11 protein-coding genes and 1 pseudogene are annotated in these 13,443 nt (G+C 69.8%); 8 read left to right on the top strand and 4 right to left on the bottom strand.

What is annotated here, in order from left to right; translation table 11 throughout:
* On the top strand, positions 1 to 918 hold a 918-nt coding region (locus VFZ09_RS11135), incomplete at its 5' end, for a hypothetical protein (RefSeq protein WP_329727509.1).
* A gap of 41 nt (positions 919 to 959) precedes the next feature.
* On the opposite strand, the gene VFZ09_RS11130 is transcribed toward VFZ09_RS11135, so the two are convergent.
* The 4 genes from VFZ09_RS11130 to VFZ09_RS11115 all read right to left on the bottom strand — a co-directional run bounded on the left by VFZ09_RS11130 (position 960) and on the right by VFZ09_RS11115 (position 6,164).
* The gene (locus VFZ09_RS11130) at positions 960 to 3,728 is read right to left on the bottom strand and encodes a serine/threonine-protein kinase (RefSeq protein WP_329727508.1); all 2,769 of its coding nucleotides are present in this window, start codon (positions 3,726 to 3,728) and stop codon (positions 960 to 962) included.
* Between the two features lie 27 nt (positions 3,729 to 3,755).
* Positions 3,756 to 4,079, bottom strand: a complete 324-nt coding sequence (locus VFZ09_RS11125; protein WP_329727507.1) for a zf-HC2 domain-containing protein — start codon at positions 4,077 to 4,079, stop codon at positions 3,756 to 3,758.
* Entirely contained in the window at positions 4,076 to 4,561 is a 486-nt protein-coding gene (locus VFZ09_RS11120; protein ID WP_329727506.1) for a sigma-70 family RNA polymerase sigma factor, read from the bottom strand. Before VFZ09_RS11120 ends, VFZ09_RS11125 begins: the two co-directional genes overlap by 4 nt.
* A gap of 1,174 nt (positions 4,562 to 5,735) precedes the next feature.
* Positions 5,736 to 6,164, bottom strand: a complete 429-nt coding sequence (locus tag VFZ09_RS11115) for an NAD(P)-dependent oxidoreductase (RefSeq protein ID WP_329727510.1) — start codon at positions 6,162 to 6,164, stop codon at positions 5,736 to 5,738.
* 23 nt (positions 6,165 to 6,187) lie between these two features.
* Here VFZ09_RS11115 and VFZ09_RS11110 point away from each other — a divergent pair, with 23 nt between their 5' ends.
* The 7 genes and pseudogenes from VFZ09_RS11110 to VFZ09_RS11080 all read left to right on the top strand — a co-directional run.
* A complete protein-coding gene (locus VFZ09_RS11110; protein ID WP_329727505.1) occupies positions 6,188 to 6,391 on the top strand; it encodes a hypothetical protein in 204 nt (67 codons plus the stop codon).
* A gap of 40 nt (positions 6,392 to 6,431) precedes the next feature.
* Positions 6,432 to 7,424, top strand: coding sequence for an aromatic ring-hydroxylating dioxygenase subunit alpha (locus VFZ09_RS11105; protein ID WP_329727504.1), 993 nt, complete (start codon positions 6,432 to 6,434; stop codon positions 7,422 to 7,424).
* Between the two features lie 222 nt (positions 7,425 to 7,646).
* Positions 7,647 to 8,447 carry a hypothetical protein gene (locus tag VFZ09_RS11100; protein WP_329727503.1) on the top strand — a complete coding sequence of 267 codons (801 nt, stop codon included), beginning with the start codon at positions 7,647 to 7,649 and terminating at the stop codon, positions 8,445 to 8,447.
* A gap of 139 nt (positions 8,448 to 8,586) precedes the next feature.
* Entirely contained in the window at positions 8,587 to 9,225 is a 639-nt protein-coding gene (locus VFZ09_RS11095) for a hypothetical protein (protein ID WP_329727502.1), read from the top strand.
* Between the two features lie 310 nt (positions 9,226 to 9,535).
* A complete protein-coding gene (locus VFZ09_RS11090) occupies positions 9,536 to 12,097 on the top strand; it encodes a hypothetical protein (protein ID WP_329727501.1) in 2,562 nt (853 codons plus the stop codon).
* A gap of 215 nt (positions 12,098 to 12,312) precedes the next feature.
* Positions 12,313 to 12,906, top strand: coding sequence for a peptidase M23 (locus VFZ09_RS11085; RefSeq protein ID WP_329727500.1), 594 nt, complete (start codon positions 12,313 to 12,315; stop codon positions 12,904 to 12,906).
* An 84-nt stretch (positions 12,907 to 12,990) separates the two neighbouring features.
* A pseudogene (locus tag VFZ09_RS11080) lies at positions 12,991 to 13,443 on the top strand (hypothetical protein); the annotation flags it as partial.

Below are 13,443 nucleotides of genomic sequence, written 5' to 3'. Positions count from 1 at the left end.
TACGATCTGGATGCCGCGAGTGCCGCGGCCGAGTTCGAGCAGAGCGGCCACACCATCGACCTGGCGTTCGACGGGGTCCAGGACGCCACCGGCTGGGCGGTGAATGACGGCCTGTCGGACCCGACCTCCCAGACGCGGGAGGCGTGCGCCCAGCTCACCACGGGCACCACTCCCGATTACACCAACGGTGCCACCACGGTGCGCTTCGTCCTCAGGCACCTGGCCACGAGTGGGGTCCACTACCTCGGAAAGTTCAAGCTGTACGTCACCAGTGCCCCCAAGACGGCCTTCGCCAACGGTGCCAGCGACTGCAACCTCGCCGAGGACGGGCATTCCTGGGTCGCCGTCGAGCCCACCAGCTCCGTGACGAACGTCCCCGGCCTCACCTTGAGCGAGAACACGGACGACTCCCTGGTGGTGAACGCGTGTCCTTCCACGACCGGCGGTGTCACCTTCACCATCACCGGAACGGTGGGCATCGACCAGATCACCGGTGTCCGCATCCAGGCCATCGATGACGACGCGGCGACCCAACTGCCGACGGGCGGGCCCGGCTGCGCTGGCAACGGCAACTTCGTGCTCAGCGAGGTGCTCTTCTCCGCGGACAGCGCGGCGGCCCATTGCCCGAACACCACCGTCAGCCATGACATGTTCAGCGGGCCGCTGAGCTACACCGCCCCGGCTGGATGCAAGATCACCGGCTTCTCCGCCTCGGGCGGCCAGTGGAACCGGTGGAGCTACGACGGCGGTGGCACCTACTGGCAGGGCTGCAATGACTTGAGCGGCGGTACCTCCGACTGCACCACCCCCATGAGCGGCCGCAACGCCACACAGGATGCCATCACCTGCAACTACGACAACCCCTACAATGACAACCGCGGCACCTGCACCTACAACGTGACGCTGGCGCCCAAGTAGGACAGGGAAGGACGCCCGCGGCCGTGGGCCCTCGCGACGGCCTACGGCCGGGCCCGTGCCTGGCCGGGGGCAGCTGGCAGGACATGGGAGTCCAGCCAGTCCTGCACCTCGGCCTGGCGGGTGCGGTGGCCGAGCCGCTGCCAGTGCTGGAGGGCCTCGGTGGCCAGGGCGCGGGCACGGGCACGCCGCGGGCCGGCGGCCCACAGGGCCCGGGCCAGCTGCAACAGCACGACGGGGCGTCTGTCGGCGGAGGCCAGGGCCAGGGCCTGCTCCAGGCGGGCCACGGCCTGGGTGGGCTGACCGCGGGCCAGCAGGTACTCCGCGAGCCCCTCCAGGACCTCTCCCCGCACGGGGGACTGAAGCCCCTGGTGGCGCTCCAGCAACGTGAGCGCACGCTCGAGGTGGTGCCGGGCCTGCTCCCACTCCCCCTGCGCCAGCAGGGTGAAGCCCAGGGCCGAGTGGGCGTAGGCCGCATCCAGGGACTCGGGCCCCGGGGCCTTCTCCAACGAGGCCAGCGCGCGCTCATGGTGCTCACGCGCCTGGGCGAGCTGCCCCTGCTCCCGCAGCAGCCGGCCCAGCGCGAGCAGGGAGAGGGCGGTGCGGGGGTGCTCCGGCCCCAGGACCTTGCGCCGCAGGTCGAGCGCACGCTCGAAGAGGGCGCGCGCCTGCTCCGGCTGCCCCAGGGTGTCCAGGAGGTAGGCCAGGTTGGTGAGGGAGATGGCGTTGGAGGGATGCTCGGGCCCCAGCACCTTCTCGCGCAGCGCCTGCGCCTGCTGGAGGTACGTCAGGGCCTCCCCGGTGCGGCCCAGCCTGCCGAGCACGGTGCCCAGGTTGGCGAGGGACGTGAGGGTGGTGGGGTGCTCGGGCCCGAGCTGCCGCTGCTTGAGGGCCAGGGCGCGCGCGTAGTGCTCGCGGGCCTCCTCGAGCCGCCCCACGTCCTCGAGCACCAGGCCCAGGTTGTTGAGCGAGGTGGAGCGCAGTCCCTCATCCCCGGCGCGTGCCACGGCGTGCTCCACGGAGAGCACCCACCCCAGGGCCTCCTGGGGACGTCCCTGGGTGTGCCCCACCAGCAGCAGCAGCAGATTCCAGGCCCGCGCCGCCAGCAGATCATCCCGGCCCCGGGCGGCCAGGGGGATGGCCTGGCGCACCAGGGCCTCGGCCGCGGAGGCCTCTCCAGCGCCCTGCTTGTGGAGGGCCAGCAGGTGGAGCACCCGCGCGTGAAGCGGAGCGTAATGCAGCGGCTCCACCTCGCGCAGGAGCGCCTCGCCCACCTCCAGCCCCTCCTTGTACTTGCCGGCGGCATGCAGCGCCTCCAGCCTGTCCGCCCGTGGCAGCAGGGCCTCCACCTGTGCGCGCACCTGAGGCCGCTCCGGCGGAGGCACCGCCGCGGTGAGCAGCCGCGCGTCCGCGCAGTCCTGCACCGGCGGGAGCGCGTCCACCGCCTGCACGGCCCTGGGCAGCACCTCTGGGTCTGCACCGCGGGCGAGCAGCTCGGTGAGGGCGCGGACCTGGCTGCGGCGCCGCTCCAGACAGGACTCCTGCAGTGCGGCCAGGCCCTGGGGCGAGCCGGCGGGAGCCTCGTTCGCCTGGCACACCTCGGTGCGCAGCCGCACCCAATGGCTCGCGTAGCCCTCCAGCGCCGCCTCCACGCGCGAGGCGGTGTCCTGGGCATAGGGCAGCCCGGTGCCTCGCAGCGCCTGGCGCACCCGCAGCCGCACCGCCTCGTCCCACACCCCGGCCAGCTGCTGCTCCATGCGCGCGCAGCGCGGCTGCCGTGTGTACCCCCAGCCCCAGGTGGCCAGCGCCCCGGCCGCGGCAAAGGCCAGCCCCATGGCCGCGGCACGCGCGCGGGCGCCGCAGCGCACCGCTGGGTCCTTCTCCAGCGCCGCCACCAGCTCCAGCAGGGAGGCCGGGCGCTCGCGCGGATCCAACGCCAGGCCCTGTTGCAGCGCGCGCACCACCCAGCCCGGCACCTCCGAGCGCGCTGGCGGCGCCGCCGGCCCCGCCAGCATGGCGCGAGCCCGCTCCTCCACCGTGGCGCCCGGGAAGGGGGATTGGTGGAAGAGCGCCTCATGGAGGGCCACGCACCAGGAGAACAAGTCGCTGCGCGCGTCCGCCGGGCGTCCGGCGAGCACCTCCGGGGCCAGGTAGCGGGGCGTGCCCACCACCGCGCCCGCCGAGGTGAGCTGCTCGTTCCAGGTATGCGGGGGCGTGGGCACGAGGGGGACGGGCCCGGAGGGCCTCGTGCCCGAGCCCGCACACACCACCCCAAAGTCCGTCACCCGCACGCCCCCGTCCCGCCCCACCAGCACGTTCTCCGGTTTGAAGTCGCGGTGCACCAGGCCCGTGGCGTGGGCGGCCGCCAGCCCTCGGCCGGCGGCCAGGAAGGCCTCCAGCACCTGGCGCCAGGTACGCGGCCGCTGGTGGAGCCACTGGTAGAGGTTCTGCCCCTCCACGAACTGCATGGAGAGGAAGAGGCGCCCGTCCTCCAACAGGCCCGCGTCATACACCTGCACCACGTGGGGGTGGCTCAGACGCGCCATGGCCTGGGCCTCTCGCAGCAGGCGGCGCTGCTCCTGCTCGCCGCTGGCCAGGTGGGAGCGGGGCAGCTTGAGGGCCACGCGCCTGTCCAGCCGCGAGTCATAGGCGGCAAGCACCAAGCCCATGCCGCCCTCCCCGAGCAGCTCCAACACGGTGTAGCGCCCGGCGAGCTGCTGGCCGGGTGCCGGATGCGAGGCCCCCACCGGCGCATTCCCCACCGCGGCAGGGGGCGACACGGTCCGCGTCGAATCCTCTTCCGCGTCTTTCATGGGCAGCGGCTCACAGGTGGCCCGAGTCTAGTCCCCTCCACCCATGCGGGCCAGCACCGCGCCCACCGCCAGCGCGGTGGCCCCCAGGGCCAGCAGCACCCAGCGCAGCGCCGGTCGAGTCCTGTGCGAGCGGGGCCGCTCCAGGCGCGCGCGCATCTGCTCCAGCGTCTGCTGCTGCAGGGCCTGCTGGAAGTGGAGCGCGGAGGAGCTCGTGGTGGTCAGCCGCCGGGTGCAGTCCTCGCACTCCGCCAGGTGCGCGCGCGCCTGGCGCTCCTCCTCGGGTGACAGCCCGCCCAGGTGCAGCGCATCCAGGGTCAGGGTGGAGAGGTGCGGCGAGGGGGGAGGACTCATGTGTCTCCTCTTGCCCGTAGCTGGGCGGCCATTTCAGACAACTCCGCGAGGCGGTAGACGACGGTGCGCCGGGAGAGGCCGAGCACTCGCGCCACCTCCCCCTGATCCAGCCCCTCCATGTAGTGCAGCCACGCCACCACCTTCACCTTCTCCGGCACGCGCTCCAGCAGCCGCAGCAGGAAGTCGCGGTTGGTGAAGGACTCCTCGGCGTGTACCCCCTGGGGCTCGGGCAGCTCCCCCACCGGCCGCGCCTGCCTCCGGACATTGCGCCGCGCCTGCAAGCAGTAGCGGGTGGCGATGCTGTAGATCCACGGCAGCGCCTCCTTCACATCGCGCACCTTGGCCAGGTGCACGTAGGCGCGGATGAAGGTCTCCTGCGTTGCATCCTGCGCCGAGGCATCGTCATCCAGGATCTTCCGGCACTTCGAATAGATGAGAGGCGCATACGCCAGGTACAGCTCCTCCCACCGCTTGTCTGCCATGGTGTCCGTGTGTCCTCTGGGGTGCAGTGTCCCATAACCTGACGCTGTGGAGCAGAGGAGAAATCGGGGCGCTGTTGAGGGGGACTGGTGCGCAGGGGCCGAGGCAGGCTTGATTCAAAGTCCCACGGGAGAGGTTATCCCACCCGGCCCTACGGCTGAAGTATAGTCCCGCCTCCAGGCGCCCACGGAGGCGAGCAGCTGCGGGCTGATCGCGCGGGGGGCGCCTGCACAGAGCCGGAGACGGGCCGGGCAGGTCCGGGGAGAAGATGACGTTGGACAGGCTGCTGGGGAGCTTGGAGCCGGAGGGGTTGGAGCAGGTGGTGCGGCGTGGGCTGGACAAGGGGTTGATACGCCAGGAGCGGCAGGCGCCGGCCGAGCCGAGCCATACGACGAAGGATGAGCAGGGGCGGGAGTACGGGTACCACACTTGCCTGAGCGCCCGCCAACTGCTCCCGCGCCTCTTCCCCCCTGGCTGTCCGGCCTGTGATCCTCCCCTGTCCTTCCACGGCGCCCCTCTTTCAAGCGCCGTCCGGAGGGATGAGCCCTCTTTGCCTGTGAATGTCTGGACTTGCTCTCCGCCTCTTCAATGCCTCTCCTACGGACTTTGGATCAATCCTGACCGTTGCCGGTATGGCCGCCGTCGATGGCGCAGTGCTCCTGACGCATGAGCTAAAGGTTGTTGGGTTTGGATGCAAACTTCCGAGCCTCAATGGCCCAGCACCGCTCGTTCTTCGTGCACCCACATCTCCCGACGAGAAACCCGCCAGGTACGACCTGACCATGCGTGGCACTCGCCACACGTCAGCGGCGTTGTTCGCAGACGCACGACATGGGCGCATGGCATTCACAGTGTCCGCCGATGGGCCAGCCGCCTGCTTCACGTGGAGCCCAAGGCATAACGCAGTTATCCACTGGCCTGTTCACGTCGGGGCATTCGCCCCGCGAGGGTGGTGGTGAGTGTCAACGCAGTGCTCGTAAGAAGATGACTCAATGTGACAAAGGACTCGTTCCGACATTTCGCTTCGTACGATCCGTCCATACAAGTCGTTCGACACCCTGTCGGTGGCAACCCGCATGTTCTCAGCACCGGCTCTCCGGACCGGAGCGACATAAGAGCTCAAGATTGCCCGGGTGGTTGAGCCTGGCAGACGAGGCGGACCCGCCCCCCCTCCGCTCACGAACGCACGACGACACGTGCTTGCACGAAATCCCGCCGCTCGAGCTGCTCCGCGAGGAACCGGGCCAGGTCCGCGCGCGAGATGCTCGAGAGCATGCCCACGGGCTCGGACGCTCCGGCGCGGACCTTCCCCCGCGCCCGGCCCTCCGTCAGCCGCGGCGGCTTCACCACCGTCCAGTCCAGCCCGCTCTCCATCACGAGCCGCTCCTGCTCGGCGCGGTCCGCGGCCTGCTCTGGAGCGCTGCGGCGGAACATGTCCGCCATGCCTTGGAAGAACACACTGCGTCCCGGGGAGTCCCCCACCATCGCCCCGGTGATGCACAGCAGGCGCCGCACGCCGAGCCGCTTCATCTCCTCCACGATGTGACGGGTGAGCGCCGCGCAGAAGGGCGGATCCTCCGGGCGCGTGGGCCCCAAGGCACAGATGACCGCGTCTCAACTGGCGCACGGTGGGCACCATCATCGAGCGGGTGGTGGAGGAGCGCCTGTCGCCCGGGCGGCTGGAGGGGAAGAACGAAGAGACGCTCAACGGCTTCTTCGACGAGTTGGGAGAGGAGAGGACGAAGGAGTTGAGGACCTTCTGCCGTCGTGGTGGGCATCGAGGGGCTACCCGCGTGGTTCGGCTGCCCCGCAATGCGTGCGTGAGGCCATGAGAACCATTAAACAGGAGCAGCGGTCGACCAGGAGGAGCCGATGCAGGACGGTTTCGCAGGAGAGGGACTCGCCGACACGTGGACTCCAGTGGCGCTCTCGCGCGAGGTGGGCAAGCGCCCCTTCCCGGTGCAGGTCGCCGGGCAGCGGCTGGTGCTCTTCCGCAACGCCGAGGGCAAGGCCGCGGCGCTCATGGACCGGTGCCCCCACCGGGGCGTGGCGCTCTCCCTGGGAAAGGTCAGGGACGGGTGCCTGGAGTGCCCCTTCCACGGCTGGCGCTTCGCGGCGGACGGCGCCTGCGCCCACGTGCCCCTCAACCCCATGCCGCCGGAGAAGCTCAAGAACTTCAACGCCACCTCGTTCCCCGTGCGCGAGCGCGCGGGCATGGTGTGGCTGTACACCCGCCCAGGCTCCGAGGCCCCCGAGGAGCCCGTGGTGCCCGAGGCGCTCGAGGACCGTCGCATGAGCCACTGGCACTACGTGACCGTCTTCCGCGCCCACTGGTCCCGCGTCATGGAGAACATGCTGGACTCGCCTCATCTGCCCTTCGTGCACCGCAACACCATCGGCCGCATCCTCCGCAAGCAGATGAAAGAAGACTCCACCATGGATGTTGAAGTGCACCCCTCGCCCACCGGCTGGTACACCCAGATCAGCATTGATGGTGTGGTCTCCCCGGGGCGGCTCTCATGGCTGAGGCCCAATGGCATGCAGCTGGACATCCCCATCCCCGGCAACACCTGGCGCCTGCACGTGTGGTGCGTGCCGCACGAGGAGCGCTCCACGCGCCTCTTCCTCCTGAGCGCGCGCAGCTTCATGCGCTACAACCCCCTGGGCTGGCTCATGGATCAGTTCAACATCTACATCGCCTCCGAGGACAAGGCCGTGGTGCAGAGCGCTCCGGACAGGGTGCCGCCGCCCTCCCAGGAGAAGAGCGTCGCCACCGACCGCGCCACCCTGGCCTTCCGCCGCTGGTACCTCCAGCGCGTGCAGAGCCCACAGCAGCCCGAGGGCTCTCTGCCTCGCGCAGGCTGACTCACCCGTGGCCGAGGCGGAGGAGTGGTCCTTCGAGGGGGGATTCTCCGACGTGTCCATGATGTCCCACGAGGGCTGACCGTTCGCGCCGAGGTGCTCGAGGTCCGGTGCCCACATGCCGCCGCCCGTGGCCCACGCGGGCTTGGAGGTGAGCGCCGGGCTCCCGTCAACTGCCCGGTCCATGCATCATACCCGCCGCCCCCCTCATGAAGGAGCCCCGACATGCGCAGTCCCCTGATTCATTCGCACCTCCGCTCGCTGCTCGCCGCGGTGCTGCTGACGGCCTGTAGCAGCGAGGCCCCCGAGGACAGGCTCGCACACGCCGGGGAGGACCTGGGCACCGTGGAGGCCCAGGTGTGCTCCGGCTCGAACGTCACCACCCTGACCATCGCGGGCATCAGCTCCTACCAGCGCGAGGTGGCCGGGAGTGGAAGCTGGACGGTCGTCTCTCCCGCCAACGCGGTGCGGCTGGAGTACTTCGTCGATGGCACCCTCTTCGGCATGGACGAGCGGCCCGGCACCTCCGGCACCTGGTACTTCAGCGCCTGGGGCATGACCTGCGGCGCCCATGGCTTCACGGTGCGCGCCACCCCCATGGTCATCGACAGCGCGGGCAACCGCACCACCTGTTTCAGCACCTCCAGGTCCACCTCCCAGACCTTCACCGAGAGCTGCCCCCCGCTCTACTGGTCACCCTCCGGCCCCATCGCGGGCAAGTTCTGCACCCCCATCAACGAGTCCGCGGACCCCCACACCTGGAATGACAACCACCTGTGCGCGGACGTGAACTACGGCTTCCAGTGGAACAGCGCCGGACCCATCCCGGGCCTGCGCTGTACGCAGATCACCGAGAGCGCCGAGCCGGCCTCGCACACCTGGATGGACAACTACCTCTGCGTCCCCCAGGACAGCCCCCTCGTGTTGTCCTGGTCGTCCGCCAAGCCCATCGCCGGGAAGATCTGCACCCAGTGGTACGAGCCCTCGGACCCCCACACCTGGAACGACAACTACCTCTGCTACTGAGCGGCCCACCTGAAGGGGGGAGGACTGGGATGGGGGCGATTGCGGCTTTTTGACTTTGCTCCGCCAATCCTGTTTTATACCCACCGTGGAATTTTTCACGCCCTTTGCCTCCATCCCTGCTCGCGAGGAGTGTCTCCCCATGTCACGCCCCCCCCTCATCCCCTCCCTGTGTGTGTTGCTCTCCGCGCTGCTGCTGACGGCCTGTGGGAGCGTGTCCGAGAGCGAGCAGGAGCTCCCGGTGGACGCCCTGGGCACCCAGGAGCAGGCGATGTGCTCCGGCCTGAGCGTCTCCACCCTCGCCTTCTCGGGCGCCAGCACCTATCTGGGCGAGATGGCCGCCAGTGGCTCCTGGGCGGTGTCCGCCGGCGCCAACGCGGTGCGGCTCGAGTACTACCTGGACAACGTGCTGTACGCCTCCGAGGAGCGCACCGGCACCTCCGGGACGTGGTACTTCAGCCAGACGGGCATCACCTGCGGCACCCACACCCTGCTGGTGAAGGCCTGGCCGATGGTCATCGACAGCGCCGGCAACCGCACCACCTGCTGGGCCTCGCCCCGGAGCGCCTCCCAGGCCATCACCGAGGCCTGTCCCGGTGGCACCTGGGTGCTCGACAGCTACGAGAGCTGCTACGACCTCTACATGACGTCGTGCTACACGCGCAGCCCCAACCCCAAGTGCGCCACCTCCGTCCAGGAGGGGGGAAGCTGCTCGACGGTGGGGACGTACTGCTGGAAGGTGCTGAGCGCCAGCACCGTCGCGGGCTACTGGTGCCAGTGACGGACGGCTCCGAGGGATACCACCCTGCGACCCGAGCTGAATCGTCTCCCGCTGCACCTGGGGTTGTCCGGACTGCTGCTGGTGGGCTGTGGCGGAGCCCCCGAGGCCCTGGCTCCGTCCGGGGAGCCCCTGGGCACCCAGGAGGCAGCGCTGTGCTCCGGCCTCGGACAGGTGAGTGGTGATGGCCGCCCTTCCCCATGGAGGTCATAGGGAGGCCGCGCTGAGGCGCTGGGCAGGCAGGGTCACGATTTCGTGAAATCGCGAAACACGTTGTTAGGTGTTCCGATAATTCCGGCAAGAGGACCCTGACGTGACGACCATCCGCAACAATCGGCCGCCCCCCCCGCCGCCTCCCCCTGTCCGCCGTACCGAGAGCCGCCAGACCCCGCCGGCCCAGACCCAGAACCCGGCGATGACGCGCTCCGTCGGCCGTGACGGATTCGAGACAAAGACAAACCCGTTGGCCAGTGCGGCCCTGGGCTCGGCGCAGCGCACCACGCCCACGCGTGGCACCACGCTGGCCCAGGCGCCCTCCGCCCAGCAATACGGCGTGCAGACGCCCTTCGGCGCCGTGCGCGTGCGCGTCAACGACAGCAGCTTCCAGAACCCCGAGACCGGGCTGGCCCACAACCTGCGCGTCTACGAAATCAAGCGCGCCGGCGAGCAGACCGAGGTGCAGTTCGCCACCAGTCCGCAGAACGCCACCGAGACGGACCGCCTCATCAACCAGGCCGCGGGCTGGGTGCACTCCAGCGCCACCACGAGCAGCCTGCCGGGCTTCCGGCCGGAAACGGTGCAGCTCACCGTGGGCGACAACGGCGTGGCCTCCATGCAGCGGTGGATGAGCAACGGGCGCGAGGGCCGGCTCGTCGGCGTGAGCGTGAAGGATCCCCGGCTGGGCGAGGGCTTCGTCGACGTACCTCCGGCCGTCTTCAACGCGCTGCCCGAGGGCCGCGGCCGGGACGTCACCCGCGAGGGGGGCACCGAGTACAACCTGCGCACCGCCCAGCTCCAGCGGGATGGCCGCACCGAGCAGGTCTCCTTCTGGGAGGCCAGCCACCTGCAGCGCAACGAGCAGAACGAGCTGGAGCGCGTCACCTACCAGTTCACCCCCGGCGACAACCAGCTGGGCCTGGTGCGCACGGACCGGCCCGATGGCAGCACGGTCTACAAGTTCGGCGAGCACTACGAGCGGATTCCCGGGCCGCGCAACAACCTGCAGGTGGGCAGCGGCAGCGCCGTCACCTACGGCTCGGACAGCGCCGAGGTCGTCAACGCCGCGGGCACCCAGCTGGACTTCTACCGCGAGGTGTCCGAGGGCCAGTACGAGCGGACGAGCCGCCACGAGCACCTGCTGAGCAACGGCCGCTCGACGGACCTGCGCCTCATCCACAACGAGCAGGACAACCTGTTCCGCCTGGTGCGCGACAAGGGCGGGGGCTCCTACGAGGCGGTGGTGGACCGGCTGGAGACGGCGGCCGATGGCACGCCCATCCTCCCGCGGAGCGCCCTGGGCAACCTGGACCCGAGCACCCTGAGCACCCCGTCCACCCGCTTCACGGTGGGCCAGGCCCCCTCGCGGCCCACCGGCGACCTGGCACCGCGCCTGGTGGACCTGGACTATGACGCCTTCAAGTTCTCGCGGCGCGAGGGCAGCCTCGCCGAGCGCTTCCGGGACCCCAACGCCCCCTTCCAGACGCGCACCGTCGTCATCAACGGCGAGACGCGGCAGATGGAGCTGTTGGATGCGCAGGCCAAGAGCCGCTACGTCGACCGCAACGGCGTGGAGTACATCGCCCGGAACGAGAACGGCACCCTGCACGTGGAGAACGTGAACAGGACCTCGGTGATTGGCTCGCCCGCGCAGGCCTACTCGCTGCCGCCGGACGCCTTCATCATCCCCTCCTCCGGCGAGCGCGCCAGGGACTTGATGCCCAAGCTGGCCGCCATGGGCCTGGAGCCGGTGGCCGTGCTGGGCACGGGCTTCATCTCCGCCCAGACGGGCGCGGATGGGAAGACGAACCCGGCGCTGACGCAGCCGGTGGGCTACTCGTATTTCGATCCGCGCAAGCTGGGCATCACCGAGAACATTCCGCCCGCGGACCGGACGGATGATGCATTGACGTCCGGCGTCATCCGTGAGGGAGGCGTCATCCGCGAGGACGGGCTGGGCTCGGACAACATCCACTCCGGCTACTACACGCAGCGCGTCACCAACGAGCAGGGCAAGGTGGAGTTCCGCCAGGTGATGCTCGACTTCCCGGATGAGGGGAACAATGACCGGGCGAGCATCCGCCAGCAGCTGAAGGAGCTGGAGGCCCGGCCGGACGTGGTGGCCATCAACCTCTTCGCGCACCACTCGGCGAGCAGCGTGGACCAGCTGGTGGGCATCATGGGCACCGAGCCGGACACGGGCCAGCGCAACGTGGCGGACGGGGAGGACCTGAACCCCACGGGCATCCTCGACTCGCGCGCCTTCATGGTGTTCAACGGCCAGGGCGAGCAGCTGGGCATCATGTTCACGCCGAAGATGGCCATCCGCGACACGCTGGAGGCGGCGCGGCAGACGTACGGCGAGGACGTGCGGGTGCAGAACTTCGACGGAGACTTCTACGCCCAGCGCTGGTTCGCCGACGGGCGGGAGGACTCCTCCAGGTACGCGCTGAACTACCAGAACGCCTTCATCGTCGTGCGGCCCACGGAGGGCTTCCGGCCGGCCCGGGTGCCCGAGGAGATCCGCGATCCGAAGCTGGACGAGCTCTACCAGCGCGGGCTGGAGGCCGATGACGCCGAGGACCAGAATCAGCGCACGAGCAACCCGCTGGAGGCGCTCGGCGAGCTGTGGCGCCGGAGGTTCGGCGGCGGCAACTGAGGAAGTTGCCCTGCCGGCGCACCGTCATTCCTCCGTCAGTGCATCGTCATTTCCCCGAAGGTGTGGCAATGACGGGACACTGACGGCACCGCCCTATGTTACGCCCGGATTCCTGCGTTCCAGGCACTCGGCCCCCCGGTAGCGGTTCCATACGACCTGGGAGCCCGGAGGCATATGCCAGGGATTCCTTACACGCGGTTGCGAGGGAGCAAAACATGCGGAGCATCAAGACGGCGGTGAAGTCGCTGGCAGGCGTGGGGCTGGCCCTGGTGGGCGCGCAGGCGGCGGCGGCCACGGTGACGGCCTATGGCCCGTCGCTGCAGAGTGGCACGTACATCAAGTCGACGACGTACTACTTCTGCAACTCCAGCTCGCACACCGCGCTGGACATCTGCGTGGACACGACCGGGAACAAGACCTCGTGCGGGGCGTGCAACGCCACCAACGTGCTGTCCATGCTCAACGGCACCTACACCTACCAGCTCATGATCTCCGGCTGCGCCTCCGACTGCGACAGCACGCCGACGGACTGCGGCGGCGGCGCGGGCAACTACTACCAGGTGACCGGCAGCAACGGGTACGACTTCCGCCAGCTGCACATCAACCCCAACGCCGACATGAAGACCAAGACGGCCGCCCGCGGGGCCTACCTGGGCTGGCTGGGCAGCACCGGCAGCTCCACCGCGCCCCACGTCCACGCCGACAACCGCCGCAGCGGCACCCGCCTGAGCGCCTGGTACACCGGCTATGTGTCGTGCGGCTCGCCCGCGACCGGCTCCAACGCGATCGGACAGGTGACGCTGCAGTAGCTCGCGGAGGGCGGGGGGGAGCTCCCCAGGGGACGACTCCCGCCCCCGCCTTCTCCCAGGGGAAATCACTTGAAGGCCTCCCGAATGCATTCGTCCATCCCCCGGTGCTGGCGCCTGGGTGCGCTGCTCGCCACGCTCGGCACCACCTCGGCCGCCGCCGCCAACGAGCAGCCCCTCCCCGAGCCGCGCCTCGCCCGGCTCACGTGCTACGCGGGCTACCTGAAGCTCGAGTCCCTGCACGGGCTCGAGGGCGTGCGCGCCGCCATCCGCCAGGCCATCGCCCAGAATGATCAGGCCGCGCTGCTCTTCCTGGAGCAGCGGCTCGCGGAGCTCATCGGCAAGGACGCCCAGGCGGCGCTCCAGGTGATTGAATGGGCCGACACCGCGCAGGAGCCCGAGATGTCGCTCTACCTGCGCGCGGTGCGGGAGACGGAGGCCGTGCGCTCGCCCAGGGTGGTGGACAGGCTGGCCTCCATGGCCGAGAGCCACCAGGACCCCGGCCACCAGGCCAACGCCCTCATGGCCCTGGAGACGCAG

The organism is Archangium sp. (assembly GCF_036277355.1).
GTDB lineage: Bacteria > Myxococcota > Myxococcia > Myxococcales > Myxococcaceae > Archangium.
This window is presented reverse-complemented; position numbering and strand designations above follow the sequence as displayed.